The sequence below is a fragment of the Amycolatopsis sp. NPDC114505 genome, from assembly GCF_055633615.1.
The window spans coordinates 1,585,199-1,599,562 of record NZ_JBVKDV010000001.1 but is presented as its reverse complement, the minus strand read 5'-3'; the positions used below and the strand labels follow the sequence as shown (position 1 = coordinate 1,599,562).

General features: G+C 69.8%; 14 protein-coding genes. 7 read left to right on the top strand and 7 right to left on the bottom strand.

The genetic code is table 11. From position 1 onward, the window contains the following. Positions 1-39: 39 nt before the first annotated feature. The 5 genes from purM to ACZ7OU_RS08045 form a co-directional block, all read right to left on the bottom strand. Positions 40-1,110 carry a phosphoribosylformylglycinamidine cyclo-ligase gene (gene purM, locus ACZ7OU_RS08065; RefSeq protein WP_470240449.1) on the bottom strand — a complete coding sequence of 357 codons (1,071 nt, stop codon included), beginning with the start codon at positions 1,108-1,110 and terminating at the stop codon, positions 40-42. Positions 1,111-1,139: 29 nt separating this feature from the next. Further along, positions 1,140-2,666 (bottom strand): amidophosphoribosyltransferase, encoded by a 1,527-nt coding sequence (purF, locus tag ACZ7OU_RS08060; RefSeq protein WP_470240448.1) that lies wholly within the window; start codon positions 2,664-2,666, stop codon positions 1,140-1,142. Between the two features lie 117 nt (positions 2,667-2,783). After that, positions 2,784-3,089, bottom strand: a complete 306-nt coding sequence (locus ACZ7OU_RS08055; RefSeq protein ID WP_470240447.1) for a hypothetical protein — start codon at positions 3,087-3,089, stop codon at positions 2,784-2,786. After that, the gene (locus ACZ7OU_RS08050) at positions 3,076-3,315 is read right to left on the bottom strand and encodes a DUF397 domain-containing protein (RefSeq protein WP_470240446.1); all 240 of its coding nucleotides are present in this window, start codon (positions 3,313-3,315) and stop codon (positions 3,076-3,078) included. The genes ACZ7OU_RS08055 and ACZ7OU_RS08050 overlap by 14 nt, the downstream gene beginning before the upstream one ends. 316 nt (positions 3,316-3,631) lie before the next feature. After that, positions 3,632-4,510, bottom strand: a complete 879-nt coding sequence (locus tag ACZ7OU_RS08045) for a helix-turn-helix domain-containing protein (RefSeq protein ID WP_470240445.1) — start codon at positions 4,508-4,510, stop codon at positions 3,632-3,634. Positions 4,511-4,710: 200 nt separating this feature from the next. Between ACZ7OU_RS08045 and ACZ7OU_RS08040 the strand changes: the two genes are divergently transcribed. Beyond that, entirely contained in the window at positions 4,711-5,508 is a 798-nt protein-coding gene (locus ACZ7OU_RS08040) for an SAM-dependent methyltransferase (RefSeq protein WP_470240444.1), read from the top strand. Between the two features lie 21 nt (positions 5,509-5,529). Here the strand turns inward: ACZ7OU_RS08040 and ACZ7OU_RS08035 are convergent, their stop codons facing one another. Next, positions 5,530-5,910 carry a sterol carrier family protein gene (locus ACZ7OU_RS08035; protein WP_470240443.1) on the bottom strand — a complete coding sequence of 127 codons (381 nt, stop codon included), beginning with the start codon at positions 5,908-5,910 and terminating at the stop codon, positions 5,530-5,532. Between the two features lie 60 nt (positions 5,911-5,970). On the opposite strand from ACZ7OU_RS08035, the gene ACZ7OU_RS08030 reads away from it, so the two are divergent. The 6 genes from ACZ7OU_RS08030 (at position 5,971) to ACZ7OU_RS08005 (ending at position 11,652) form a co-directional block, all read left to right on the top strand. Continuing rightward, a complete protein-coding gene (locus ACZ7OU_RS08030) occupies positions 5,971-6,666 on the top strand; it encodes a type VII secretion system-associated protein (RefSeq protein WP_470240442.1) in 696 nt (231 codons plus the stop codon). Between the two features lie 99 nt (positions 6,667-6,765). Next, positions 6,766-7,566, top strand: coding sequence for a lysozyme (locus tag ACZ7OU_RS08025; protein WP_470254599.1), 801 nt, complete (start codon positions 6,766-6,768; stop codon positions 7,564-7,566). Between the two features lie 188 nt (positions 7,567-7,754). Continuing rightward, the gene (locus ACZ7OU_RS08020) at positions 7,755-8,624 is read left to right on the top strand and encodes a lysozyme (RefSeq protein WP_470240440.1); all 870 of its coding nucleotides are present in this window, start codon (positions 7,755-7,757) and stop codon (positions 8,622-8,624) included. A gap of 205 nt (positions 8,625-8,829) precedes the next feature. Next, positions 8,830-9,762 (top strand): hypothetical protein, encoded by a 933-nt coding sequence (locus ACZ7OU_RS08015; RefSeq protein WP_470240439.1) that lies wholly within the window; start codon positions 8,830-8,832, stop codon positions 9,760-9,762. Positions 9,763-9,766: 4 nt separating this feature from the next. After that, the gene (locus ACZ7OU_RS08010; RefSeq protein WP_470240438.1) at positions 9,767-10,837 is read left to right on the top strand and encodes a pentapeptide repeat-containing protein; all 1,071 of its coding nucleotides are present in this window, start codon (positions 9,767-9,769) and stop codon (positions 10,835-10,837) included. Further along, complete coding sequence (locus ACZ7OU_RS08005; RefSeq protein ID WP_470240437.1) at positions 10,834-11,652, top strand: pentapeptide repeat-containing protein; 819 nt, start codon at positions 10,834-10,836, stop codon at positions 11,650-11,652. Before ACZ7OU_RS08010 ends, ACZ7OU_RS08005 begins: the two co-directional genes overlap by 4 nt. A gap of 71 nt (positions 11,653-11,723) precedes the next feature. Here ACZ7OU_RS08005 and purL read toward each other — a convergent pair whose 3' ends face one another. Next, positions 11,724-14,006, bottom strand: coding sequence for a phosphoribosylformylglycinamidine synthase subunit PurL (gene purL / locus ACZ7OU_RS08000; protein ID WP_470240812.1), 2,283 nt, complete (start codon positions 14,004-14,006; stop codon positions 11,724-11,726). Positions 14,007-14,364: the final 358 nt, after the last annotated feature.

The window sequence follows — 14,364 nt, the reverse complement described above, 5'->3', positions numbered from 1 at the left end:
TGACAGCCCCGATCAAGTGGCTTCTTTCAAAGGACGCTGTCAGAACCGCGGGTGGTCGCCGGAAAGCACGGCGCGCGGGCCGTCGACGTCGTCGGCGGGCTGGACGTCGCCCAGCACCCACGCCGGCAGGTGCCGCGCGGTCAGCATGGCCAGCGCGCGGTCGACGTCTTCGGCGCCGACGATCGCGACCATGCCGACGCCCATGTTGAAGGTCTTCTCCAGCTCGGCCCGCTCGACCTTGCCGCGCTGGCCGATCACCGCGAACACCGGCGCCGGCGTCCACGTGCCGCGGTCGAGCCGGGCGACCAGGCCACGCGGCATGACGCGGGCGAGGTTGGCCTCCAGGCCACCGCCGGTGATGTGCGCGAACGTCCGGACCTCGGTCTCCGCGGCCAGCGCGAGGCAGTCCTTCGCGTAGATCCGCGTCGGCTCCAGCATCTCCTCGCCGAGGGTGCGGCCGAACTCCTCGACGTGGCCGCCGAGCGGCATCCGCGCGATGTCCAGGAGCACGTGCCGGGCCAGGGAGTACCCGTTCGAGTGCAGGCCCGACGAGCCGAGCGCCAGCACGACGTCACCCGGACGGACCTTCTCCGGCGAGAGCAGCTGCGACGCCTCGACCACGCCGACGCCGGTGGCCGACATGTCGTAGTCGTGCTCGCCCATCAGGCCGGGGTGCTCGGCGGTCTCGCCGCCCAGCAGCGCGCAGCCGGCCTGGACGCAGCCCTCGGCGATGCCGCCGACCAGCGCGGCGATCTTCTCCGGGTGCACCTTGCCGACGGCGATGTAGTCCTGCAGGAACAGCGGCTCGGCACCGGTCACGACGAGGTCGTCGACGACCATCGCGACCAGGTCGATGCCGACCGTGTCGTGCTTGTCCAGCGCCTGCGCGACCGCGATCTTGGTGCCGACGCCGTCGGTCGACGACGCGAGCACCGGCTCCTTCCACTTGTCGAGCTTCAGGGAGAAGAGCCCGGCGAAGCCGCCGACGCCACCCATGACCTCGGGGCGCGTGGCCCGCTCGGCGTGCGGCTTGAGCAGCTCGACGGCTTGGTCGCCGGCGTCGATGCTGACGCCGGCGGCGGCGTACGTGGCGCTCGTGGACTCGCTCACGGTGGAAGGACTCCCTCTGGAAGGAACTGCTAGGGACGCCGGACGGCGTCTTCGGCACCGTACCCGGCCGAGCTGACCGGAGTTGCCGCGCCATTGACCGAGTCGAGGCTTTCGAGCAGGTGCTTCCCGATCAGCGCGTCCTCGGGCAGCGGGATCGGGTACTCGCCGGAGAAGCACGCGGTGCACAGCCGCGTCTTCGGCTGCTCCGTGGCCGCGACCAGGCCGTCGAGGGAAATGTAGCCCAGGGAGTCGGCTCCGATCGAGCGCCGGATGCCGTCGAGGTCGACGCCGTTCGCGACCAGCTCGGCCCGGGACGCGAAGTCGATGCCGTAGAAGCACGGCCAGCGCACGGGCGGTGACGCGATCCGGACGTGCACCTCGAGCGCGCCGGCCTCCCGCAGCATCCGGACCAGCGCGCGCTGGGTGTTGCCGCGGACGATGGAGTCGTCCACCACGACCAGGCGCTTGCCGCGGATGACGTCGCGCAGGGGGTTGAGCTTGAGGCGGATGCCGAGCTGGCGGATGGTCTGCGACGGCTGGATGAACGTGCGCCCGACGTAGGCGTTCTTCACCAGGCCGGTGCCGTACGGGATGCCCGAGCCCTGCGCGTACCCGATCGCGGCCGGCGTACCGGACTCCGGCACCGGCATCACCAGGTCGGCCTCGACCGGCTGCTCACCGGCGAGCCGGCGGCCGATGTCGACGCGGGTGGCGTGCACCCCGCGGCCCGCGATCGTGGTGTCGGGGCGGGCGAGGTAGACGTATTCGAAGACACAGCCCTTGGGGTCCGGGTTCGCGAACCGCGAAGAACGCAGGCCGGCGGCGTCGATGGCGATCAGCTCGCCGGGCTCGACCTCGCGGACGAAGGACGCGCCGACGATGTCGAGGCCCGCCGTCTCGCTCGAGACGACCCAGCCGCGCTCGAGCCGGCCGAGCACCAACGGGTGTACGCCGTGCGGGTCACGCGCCGCGTAGAGCGTGTTCTCGTCGGCGAAGACCAGGCAGAAGGCGCCCTTGAGCGTGGGCAGCAGCTCCATCGCGGCGGCTTCGATGCCCTTGTCGGCGGCGTTCGCGGCGAGCAGCCCGCAGATCAGGTCGGAGTCGCTCGACGAACCGGTCAGGCCCGCGTGCGGCTTGAGCCCGGCGTCGATGGTGCGCTCGCGCAGCTCGGCCGTGTTGACGAGGTTGCCGTTGTGCGCGAAGGAAAGGCCGCTGCCGGTCGCAGTGGTGCGGAAGATCGGCTGGGCGTTCTCCCAGATGGTGGCGCCGGTGGTCGAGTACCGGCAGTGCCCGACGGCGATGTGCCCCTGCAGCGACTGCAGGATCTGCTCGTCGAACACCTGGCTGACCAGGCCGAGGTCCTTGAAGACCACGATCTGAGAGCCATCGGAGACGGAGATGCCGGCGGCCTCTTGCCCGCGGTGCTGCAGGGCGTAGAGGCCGTAGTAGGTCAGCTTCGCGACTTCTTCCCCGGGAGCCCAGACGCCGAAGACGCCACACTCCTCACGGGGTTCCGGGTCGGGCTGGTCGGACACGACTTGCGGGTCGGAAACCACCGAGGAGCTCCTGGGAAGACGTGGTCGGGCCGCTTTCAGTGTAGACGGTGCGGACATGGGTCAGGCCCCGCCCGACGTGGTACTGACCACTTCGGACAGGGCCTGAAGTCTTCATGTCTAGCAAGCATCCGGCAGCGAGAGGATCTCCGTGAGCACTTGGGCGCCTTCGCCGCTGCGGCGCCACAACCAGTGTTCCGGCTCGAAGATGTTGTCTTCGGTACCGGGCATCCGGGTCGCCACGACGTCGTCTTCGGCGTTGAGCCGGACGACGTCCACCACGTCGTCGTGCACCCGCACGCCGACGACAGCGAGGACCTCGCCGCGCTCGTCGGCGGGGTGGACGAACTGGTAGCCGCGAGCCACCAGCTCCTGAAGTCCGGTTTCGATGTCGAAGACGGGGGCGACGGCCTCAGCCGAGGACATCGTCGAACTCACCGTCCTTGGCGCCGGCCAGGAAGGCCGCCATCTCCGCGCGCGTGTAGACGAGCGCCGGACCGGTCGGGAACCGCGAGTTGCGCATCGCGATCTCGCCGGTGGACAGCGGCGCGACCTCGACGCAGTTGCCGACCGAGCCGCTGTAGCTCGCCTTGCGCCACTCGGCCCCGGACAGCCGATCGGCCGGGATGCCGTTCTCGAATCGCTCTGCCATGGTCCCACCTCTCGATGCGGAAAACCTTCCGGGCAGCGCATATGCATGTGCATTTGCCCGCGTATCGGAGGCTAGCACGTGTGCCTGCAACGGTAAATGCACGTGCAGAATTTCTTGCAAAGTTCTCGGACGGTAAAGAATCACCAGGTCACGGTTAACCTATCGGGTGATAGTTAGCGACCCTAATGGGTGAACAACTACGAGTAGTCACCGATCATCGGGACAGCCGGAGGGATCGGCGGCGGATCGCGGATACGCCCGGTGACCACTCAACGGGAACACGTCGGCGCCGGCGAACCGGTTCACCAGGACGTTCTCAGATTTCGGCGCGCCGCTTCGCGAGGAGCGCGCGGCTCCGCTCCGGAGTCTCGGAGTCGACCGCCAGCATGTCCAGCGAGCGGCTGTACTTCTCGATCTCTTCGCGCTTCTCGATGTAGTGCGCGCCGGTCAGGTACTCGACGTACGCGATGTTCGGCAGTTCCGGCTCGCCGAACCGCAGCAGCGAAAACGCGTGCTCCGCGGACAGCCCGCTGCGGGAGAACGGGAGGATCTGCACCGACACGTGCGGCAGCGCGCTCATCTCCAGCAGGTACTCGATCTGCTGCTTGAGCACCTTCATCCCGCCGATCGGCCGGTGCAGGACGGACTCGTCGAGCACCATCCACACGCGGGGCGCGTCCGGCCTGCTGAACATCTTCTGCCGCCGCATGCGCAGCGCGACCAGCTGGTCGACGCGCTCGTCGGCCATCTCCGGGCGGCCGTGGCTGAAGATCGCCCGTGCGTACCCCTCGATCTGCAGCAGCCCCGAGACGTACAGCGGCTCCCAGATCTGGATTCGCGCGGCGGCTTCTTCGAGGCCGACGAGGTCGGTGAACCAGTTCGGCATCGTGTCGCCGAAGCGCCGCCACCAGCCCGGCTCGTTCGACTGCTTGACCATGTCGAGGAACGTCTGGCGCTCGGTCGCGTCGTCGACGCCGTACATCGTCAGCAGGTCGGTGACGTCGCGCTCCTTGAAGCCGACGCGGCCCAGTTCCAGGCGGCTGATCTTCGACTCGGACCCGCGGATGTTGTACCCGGCCTGCTGGCGGGTGACGCCGGCCTCTTCACGGAGCCGCCGCAGCTGCGAGCCCAGGATCATGCGGCGCGCAGTGGGGCCGATGTTCTGCTCGCCTGCGGACGCGTTCACCGCGTTCATTACCGGACCTTCCGCGCTCACGTCACCAGGGGGTTCTAGCCCGACTACCGAAAGTACACGTTAACCCGTCCTGCGCAAAGAGGTGACCCGGTTTACCCCATGCGCGCGTCGGCCTACTCTACGTAGAGTACGAGACTTTCGACACAGAACTTGCGAGGTTCAACATGCCCGACGCCGCGACCCGGACCGAACGAGTTCCCGTGGGGGTCGACCCGACCCGAGCGAGCATCGCGCGCGTGTACGACGCCTTCCTGCTCGGGAAGGACAACTACGAGATCGACCGGGAGGTCCTGCACAAGGTGCAGCAGGCCGCGCCGGAGGCTCAGGACCTCGCCTTCGAAAACCGCGGTTTCCTCATCCGCGCGTGCCGGTTCCTCGCCAGCCAGACCGGCATCACCCAGTTCCTCGACCTCGGATCCGGCCTGCCGACGGCCGAGAACACCCACCAGGTCGTCCAGCGGATCAACCCGGAGACCAAGGTCGTCTACGTCGACAACGACCCGGTGGTCCTCGCGCACGGCCGCGCGCTGCTCGAAGAGAACGAGCACACCCACTTCGTCGCCGAAGACATCTTCGAGCCGCAGCGGATCCTGCAGAACGAGGTCGTCCGCGAGCACATCGACTTCACCCAGCCGCTCGTGCTGCTGCAGATGGGCACGCTGCACCACTTCAAGGGCGACCACGACCGGCCGGCCGAGATCATGCGGGAGTACGTCGACGCGCTGCCGTCCGGCTCCTTCGTCGGGCTCAGCCACTTCTCCGACCCCGAGAACGAGGACTCCGCGACCGCGCGCCGCATGGAGGACTTCTTCCTGCACAGCCCGATGGGCTCCGGCACGTTCCGGACGCAGAAGGAGATCGAGGCGCTGTTCGCCGGCCTCGAGCTCGTCGACCCCGGTGTGACGCTGTGCGCCGACTGGTGGCCGGACGGCCCGCGGCTCAAGGAGCTCAACGTCGCGCAGCGGACCATCTCCGGCGGGGTCGGCCGCAAGCCGTAGCCCGTCGCGCCCCCGGGTCCGTCAGATCCGGATGAGGGGGAGCCAGTGGGAAAGGTCGGCCCGGGTGCCCGATGCGGACACCCGGCCGTCCGCCACCGCCGTGGTCCAGTCCAACCGGCCGGTGGCCAGTTCCAGCCAGGTGCGCGGGTCCGTCTCGATCACGTTCGGCGGGTTGCCGCGGGTGTGCCGCGGGCCGTCGACGCACTGCACCGCCGCGAACGGCGGCACGCGGACCTCGACCGTGCGGCCCGGCGCGTCGGCCGCGAGCGCGCGCAGGCTGAGCCGGACCGCCGCGGCCAGCTCCGGCCGCGCCGGATCGGGCGCGTCGCCTTGCAGCCACGCCGAAATCGCCAGCACCGCCGCACGTAACTGTCCGGGGTCGACCGAACGCGAAGAGGCCATGGGCAAACAGTAGAGTGGCGCACCAAGACTTTTCAGGCACACCCGGAACGTGGGGATGAGATGGCGCAGCGGGACGAGGCAGATCGGATGGTTTCGCAGCAGCCCACCGGAAGCGGGGCCGATCGCCCGGGCAAGCACAGCAAGCACAACCGCGCCGCGCGGCGCGGCCAGCAGGCGCGGCGCTCCGGCAAGCACGGCACGCCCGAGATCACCGCGGAGATGCGCGCGAACGCCCGCGCCAACCCCGACAGCTGGCTCTACGTCATCGACGAAGCCTTCGACCCGAACGGCCCGGTGCCGTCGTGGGCGGTCGTCGGGGCCTACCCGGTGAACGGCGCGGGCGACGTCGTCGCCGACTTCCACCCCAACGACCGCTACCGGCCCTCGCCCAAGGCGCTCGGCTTCCCGGAGCCGTCGAACGACCTCGAGCAGCTGCTGCAGCTCGTCCGCACCGAGCACCGGCCGGCGTCGGACCTGCCGAAGGTCGTCCTCGACTCGACGCTGTTCGTCTACGCGATGTCGCCGGTGCAGCGCACCGTGATCGGCTTCCACAACACCGACGGCCGGGTCATGGTGCCCGCCTACACCCGCAAGGCACTGGTGCCGCGCGAGTGGCCGCACGCCCGCGCGGTCGTGGGCCGCGACATCGTCAGCCTGCTGGGCGGACACCCCGTCGCGATCAACCCGCACGACCTGATCACCGCCGTCGTCCCGGCCGAGCACCTACTGAAGGCGCTGGCTGACGAACAGCGCTGACCTGCGGGTTTAACCCCATCGAGTGAACACCCGAGTCGCCGATCCGGCGACTCGGGTGCATCGTGAGGCTGGACAAGACTCACGAGACTGGTGGGGAGCATGAGGGTGAGACGTCGAGCATTGCTTTCCTTCGCCGCCGCGCTCCTGCTCGTCGCCGGTCAGTCGCCGGCGACCGCGCAGGACATCTACGCCGGGGCCGAAGAGCACTTCGCCGGTTCGCAGATCGCCAAGGTCGAAGGCGTCGACTCGACGCCCGGCGTGCAGTACGCGACCGACGACCAGGAGCTCGGCCACGACGTCAGCGGGCACCAGGGCCCGGTCGACTGGCCCGGCGCGGCGCGGACGGGCGCGAAGTTCGTCTACGTCAAGGCGACCGAAGGCACCGGGTTCGTCAACCCGCAGTTCGCCCAGCAGTACAACGGCTCCTACGACGCCGGCCTGATCCGCGGCGCCTACCACTTCGCCCGGCCGGACATCTCCGACGGCGCGTCGCAGGCGCGCTACTTCCTGGCCCACGGCGGCGGCTGGTCGGCCGACGGCCGGACCCTGCCCGGCGCGCTCGACGCGGAGTACAACCCGTACGGCGAAACCTGCTACGGCAAGGACGCGGGCGGGATGGTCCGCTGGATCAGCGACTTCTCCGAGACCTACCGCGCGGCCACCGGGCGCTACCCGACGATCTACACGTCGACGAGCTGGTGGAAGCGCTGCACCGCGAACAACGGCGGCTTCGGCGGCAATCCGCTGTGGATCGCCCGCTACAACACCTTCATCGGCGAGCTGCCCGCGAGCTGGAGCGTCCACACGATCTGGCAGTTCGCCGACAGCGGTTCCCTGCCCGGCGACCAGAACTGGTTCAACGGCCCGGCCGACCGGCTGCGCGCCCTCGCGCTCGGCTGACCGGCCTCACGAATTATAGGTGTTAACCGGTCACCGGTTGACGATCTTCTTCCCGGGAAAATCACCCACGCGTATACCCAATTTCACGGAACTGAGTGACAAAGCGCCCCTTCGTCCTCACAATCGTGCACGGGCGGCTACCTGCAGTAAGCCGTCCTCAGCGAGGGTATCTGTGAAGGGATTCAACGATGTCCACTTCCCGAAGAGGGCGGTTGTTCGCCGCCCTGGTCGTCCCGGCCACGCTGCTCCTGCTCGGCAGCACGGCCCAGGCGGCGACCTTCTCCCCCGAAGCCGACCCCGTGGCCGCGATCAACGCGGACATCGCACAGCACAACCACGAACTGGGGTCGCAGATCCGGCGCGTCGAAGGCGACAAGTCGACGCCGGACTCGCAGAAGGCGGCGCAGCAGCCGCAGCCCGCCCAGGCCATCCCCGGTCAGGTGCTGGCCACCGTGGCCGGCATGGACGTCGCCAGCTACCAGGGCAACGTCGACTGGGCGAACTGGTGGAACCAGGGCAAGCGGTTCGTCTGGACCAAGGCCACCGAGAGCACCAGCTACACGAACCCGTACTTCGCGCAGCAGTACAACGGCTCCTACAACCAGGGCTTCATCCGCGGCGCCTACCACTTCGCGACCCCGAACACGGCGAGCGGCGCGGCGCAGGCGAACTACTTCGTCGCCCACGGCGGCGGCTGGTCGGGCGACGGCCGGACGCTGCCCGGGGCGCTGGACATGGAGTACAACCCGTACGGCGCCACCTGCTACGGCCTGAGCAAGGCGGCGATGACGGCGTGGATCCTCGACTTCCACGACACCTACCACGCCCGGACCGGCCGCTACCCGGCGATCTACACGTCGACGAGCTGGTGGAACCAGTGCGTCAGCGGTGACTTCTCCAGCACGGCCCCGCTGTGGGTCGCGCGGTACGCGTCGTCGGTGGGCACGCTGCCGTACGGCTGGAGCGTCTACACCGTCTGGCAGTACACCTCGAGCCCGTTGGACCAGGACACCTTCAACGGTGCCTACGACCGGCTCCAGGCACTCGCCGCCGGCTGACCCGCACCCCCGGCTCCCGGTTCGTGACGACTGTGGGCTCCACCGGGAACCCCCGGAACGCAGTTTCGCGTCGTCGCGCCCGGGAGCCGGTTTCATGCCGTACCGTCCGAGCTTGCAGAATGCTGCTCACCACGTCCTGGGGGAACCACACGGGCCTTGCGGACGTCGGAAGCGCACGAACACCCAGCGCCCGGAAGGCATGAAGATGACGTACCCGCCTCAGCCGGGCCAGCCCGGCCAGCCCGACCCGTACGGCCAGCAGCCGCAGTCCGGCGGCTTCCAGCAGCAGCCGTACCCGCAGCAGGGTGGGTGGGACCCCAACCAGCAGCAGCAACAGCCGTACCCGACGCAGCAGTACCCGCAGGGCTGGGACCCGAGCCAGCAACAGCAGCAGGGCTACCCGTCGGGCGGGTTCCCGGCGAGCCAGCCGCCGCAGTGGGGTGACCCGAACGCCCAGCAGCAGCAGGCTTGGGGCGACCCGAACGCGCAGCAGCAGTCGGCGTGGGCGGACCCGAACGCGCAGCAGTACGGCCAGCAGGCCTGGGATCCCAACCAGGGCGGCCAGATGGCGGGCTGGGACCAGTCCGGGGGCTACGGCCAGGGCTTCGGCGGGCCGCCGGCGCCGCCGAAGCAGGGCAAGACCGGGCTGTGGATCACCATCGGTGCCGTCGTCGTCCTGCTCGCCGCCGTGGGGATCACCGGCTTCGTCGCGCCCGGCTTCTTCCTGTCGAAGGACAACAACAACGTCGCGGCTCCGCCGTCGTCGAGCACGTCCGCCAAGCCCACGGCGCCGAAGACGACCCCCAAGAAGACGCCGACCACGAAGCCATCTTCGCCGAGCGGCGGCGGGGCGGACGCCAAGGTCGTGCTGCAGGGCTTCATCGACAAGCTGAACGCGGGCGACACCCCCGGCGCGCTCGCGCTGGGCTGCTCGGACTCGAAGGACCTGCTCGACTCGTGGCTCAAGACGTTCCTCAAGCCGCCGCTGCAGCTGGAGCTCGGCGAGGTGCCGGACGACGAGTTCCTCGTCGAGGGCCAGGTCACCGGGACGTCCGCAGGCAAGAACGTCAAGGGCACGCTGAGCGCGACGAACTTCGACGACAAGGGCTTCTGCGTCAGCACGATGCTGGTGTCCTGACCCGGTGAAGCTGTGGCGATCACCGCTGGCGTGGACGTTCCTCGCGGCAGTGGTGCTGCTGGTCGGGGTCGGCGGCTGGTTGCTGACCGACCCCGCCACCAGCCGCAGTGACGCGCTGAAGACCGGCGGCCTCGCCGGCGGCGCGATCGTGGCGCTGTACGCGTTGTGGCTGAACGACCGGCGCCGCCGGGTCGAGGAACGCCGTCAGGAGATCGAGCGGCAGCGCCACGAGCTCGAGTCACAGCGCGCGGAGCTGGACCGCGAACGGGTGGCCGACGAGCGGTTCGCGAAGGCCGTCGAGCTGCTCGGCCACGCGGCCGACCAGGTGCGGGTGGGGGCGATGCACGCGCTGGCGGGCCTGGCGCGCAGCCGGCCGGAGTACACGCAGACGGTGCTGGACGTGCTGTGTTCCTATCTGCGGCGGCCGTTCGAGCGGCCGCAAAAGGATTCGGCCGATCCGGAACCGGAGCGCGAGCTCACGGTCCGGTTGACGGCGCAGCGGCTGATCACCGACCTGCTGCCCGCGCGCGACACCGAAGGCCCGGCGTACGACCTGGACCTGACCGGCGCGACGCTCGAGTACTTCGACCTCTCGGGCAAGCTGATCGGGAGTCTCCTGGCGCGGCATGCGTCCCTGCACAGCAGCACGAACCTCAGCGGCTGCCGCTTCAAGGGCCGCGTGTACTTCACCGCCGCGGGCACCGCGGACGGGCGTCTGGTCGGTCACTTCCGCTGTCGTGGAGCGGTGTTCGAGAGCCACGCGTGGTTCAGCGGCACGGCCTTCGCGGAGGACGCCGACTTCACCAGCACGGAGTTCGCCGGGCGGACGACGTTCAAGGACGCGAAGTTCGCCAAGGACGCGGTGTTCACCGACGTGGTGGCGTCCGATTCGCTGGACCTGGGGCGGACGTTCTTCGGCGGTCAGACGGACCTGCGGTTCGCGTCGCTGCCGGCGTCGGTCTCGCTGTACAACACGCGGGTCCTGTCGGAGAAGACCGTGCTGCTGCCGTCGGCCTGGAAGCAGGAGGAGCTCCGCGACGGCGAAGCCCGGATCGTCTCGAAGGTGGGCGCGTGAAACGGTTCTCACCCTTGGCACTGGCGTTCCTGGTCAGCGCGGCCGCGTTCGCCGGAGTGCTGGTCTGGCTGCTCGCCGACCGCGCGACCACCCGGGGCGACGCGCTCAAGACGGCCGGCCTGGCGGGCGGCGCGGTCGCGGCGTTGTACGGGCTGTGGCTGAACGACCGCCGCCGGCGCGTCGAGGAGGACCGGCACGACCTCGAGCGCACCCGCATCTCCGACGAGCGGTTCGCGAAGGCGATCGAGCTGCTGGGGCACGACGCCGACCAGGTCCGGGTCGGGGCGATCCACGCACTGGGAGGCGTGGCGCGGTCGCGACCCGAGACGTACACGCAGACGGTGCTCGACGTGCTGTGCGCGTACTTGCGGCGTCCGTTCAAGCATCCCGAGCTCGACAAGGTCGACGACCCGGCCGCCGCCGAGCGCGAGCTGCAGGCCCGGCGCACGGCCCAGCGGGTGATCCGGTCGCTGCTCCCGGACGCGGGCGCGAACGGACCGGCTTACGCGCTCGACCTTTCCGGCGCCCGGCTCGACCGGTTCAACCTGTCGGGCAAGGAGGTCGGCTTGCTGGGCGCGCAGCGGACGGAGATCGTCAACGGCGTGTCGTTCACGGACACGTCGTTCTCGGGCTCGGTGTTCTTGACCGGAGCGACCGTGCGCGGGCCGGTGGAGTTCGTGCGGACGAAGTTCGGGGCGGGGACGGGGTTCCGCGACTTCACCGCGCATGACGAGGTGAGTTTCCGGGACGTTTTCTTTGCTATGCCGCCGGATTTCGGCCAGGCCAGGTTGCCTGCCGGGACCGAACTGCCCTGAGCAGCCCCCGTTTTCCACGCTAGCGGAGGGCACCGACAGTTCGCGGTGCCCTCCGGTCACGTGTCCACAGGTCAGCCGAACAGGGCCGGGAGGGTCTTCTCCCAGGTTTCGCGCAGCTCGTCGAGCGTGAACTCCGTGATGTCCTGGAGCTCCAGCGTTCCCGACTCCGGGTCCACCACGCCGGTCTTGCGCCACGGCAACCCGCGCGCCGTGCACATCTCCGTGAAGCGGAGCTCCTCCGTGCGCGGGACCGCCACCAGCACGCGGCCCGCCGACTCGGAGAACAGCTGGACGAACGGGTCCTGCTCCGCGTCGAGGAACACGCGGGCGCCGCACTGTCCGATCAGGACGGTCTCGACCAGCGTCTGGATCAGGCCGCCGTCCGAAAGGTCGTGCGCCGCCGAGATCATTCCGTCGCGGGAGCCCGCCACCAGGATCTCGCCCAGGAGCTTCTCGCGCGCCAGGTCCACGCGCGGGGGGACGCCGCCGAGGTGGCCGTGGAGCTCGCGGGCCCACGCCGAACCGTCCAGCTCGTCGTGCGTTTCGCCCAGCAGCAGCAGGGTTTCGCCGGCCTCCGCGCCGATGCCCGTCGGGATGCGGCGGGTCACGTCGTCGATCACGCCGAGGACGCCGATCACCGGCGTCGGCAGGATCGCCGTCGAGCCCGTCTGGTTGAAGAAGCTCACGTTGCCGCCGGTCACCGGGATGCCCAGCTCGACGCAACCGTCCGCGATGCCGTGCACGGCCTGCTCGAACTGCCACATCACGCCCGGGTCGGTCGGCGCGCCGAAGTTCAGGCAGTCCGACACCGCCACCGGCGTCGCGCCGCCCGTCGCCACGTTGCGGTACGCCTCCGCCAGCGCCAGCTGCGCGCCGCGGTACGGGTCGAGGTAGACGAACTTGCTGTTGCAGTCCGTCGCCACCGAGACGCCGCGGCCACTCGACTCGTCGATCCGGATCATGCCCGAGTCGGACGGCTGCGACAGCACGGAGTTACCCCGCACGTAGCGGTCGTACTGCGACGTCACCCATTCCTTCGACGCCTGGTTGGGCGACGCGATCAACCGCAGCACATCCGCGCGCAGTTCGTCCGGAGTGGACGGACGCGGCAGCTTCGAAGAGGTGTCCGCGATCAGCGCGTCCTGTGTGGACGGACGCTCGATCGGCCGGTCGTACACCGGGCCCTGGTGCGCCACGGTGTGCGCCGGGACGTCGACGACGACCTCGTCGTTCCAGGTGATCACGAGGTGCTCGCCGTCGGTGACCTCGCCGATGTCGGTGGCGATGACGTCCCACTTGCGGCAGACCGCCATGAACGCCTCGACGTTCTCCGGCGAGACGACCGCGCACATCCGCTCCTGCGACTCGCTGGAGAGCACCTCGGCGGGGGTCATCCCGGTGGCGCGCAACGGAACGCGGTCGAGGTAGACGTGCATGCCGCCGTCGCCGGCCGCGGCCAGCTCGGACGTCGCGCAGGACAGGCCGGCGCCGCCGAGGTCCTGGATGCCGACGACCAGCTTCTGCGCGAACAGCTCGAGGCAGCACTCGATGAGCACCTTCTCGGTGAACGGGTCGCCGACCTGGACGCTCGGCAGCTTCTTGCGGCCGGACGCCGACTCATCACCCGAAAAGGTGTCACTCGCCAGGACGGAAACGCCGCCGATGCCGTCGAGACCGGTGCGCGCGCCGAACAGGATGATCTTGTTGCCGGTGCCGGACGCGAAGGCCAGGTGCAGGTCCTCGACGCGCATCGCGCCGACGCACAGGGCGTTGACCAGCGGGTTTCCGGAGTAGGACGGGTCGAACACCAGCTCACCGCCGATGTTCGGCAGGCCGAGGCAGTTGCCGTAGCCACCGACGCCGGCGACGACGCCGGGCAGCACGCGCTTGGTGTCGGGGGCGTCGGCCGGGCCGAAGCGCAGCGCGTCCGAGACCGCCAGCGGCCGCGCGCCCATGGCCATGATGTCGCGGACGATGCCGCCGACGCCGGTCGCGGCGCCCTGGTACGGCTCCACATAGGACGGGTGGTTGTGGCTCTCCACCTTGAAGGTGACCGCCCAGCCCTCGCCGATGTCGACGACGCCCGCGTTCTCGCCGATGCCGGCCAGCATCTTGGCCTTCATCTCGTCGGTGGCGGTCTCCCCGAAGTAGCGCAGGTGCTTCTTCGACGACTTGTAGGAGCAGTGCTCGCTCCACATCACCGAGTACATGGCCAGCTCGGCGTCGGTGGGCCGGCGGCCGAGGATTTCCCGGATGCGGGCGTACTCGTCGTCGGCGAGACCCAGCTCGCGGTAGGGCTGACTGTGGTCCGGGGTCGCCCCGGCGCGCTCGGTGGTGTCAACGGTGCTGGTCACGGTGTCCGTGTCAGGGTTCGCCACGGCCGCCAGGATACGGGGCGCACCCGGGCACTCCGGACGGTGGGCCCGCCGAATCCGGCCGCGCGCCGGCGGGTGTGAGCGAGCCGACATCGCGAGCCGCGCCTGTGCACAACTCGCGGACGCCGGCCCGGAACTGTCGGCCCCCGCGAGTAACGTCGAAACCGGGGGTCCCCACCGTTACCTGAAAAGCAAACTGTCACGTCCCCACCGAGCACAAGCCCTGCCCCGGGGGCCGCCGAGCAGGCCGGCCCCCGGCGCCGCCGGCCCGAGCGCCTCCGGCGCCCCGCGCGCTACTCACCGGCGAGGTCCAGGTCCGGGTGACCAAAGCCGACTG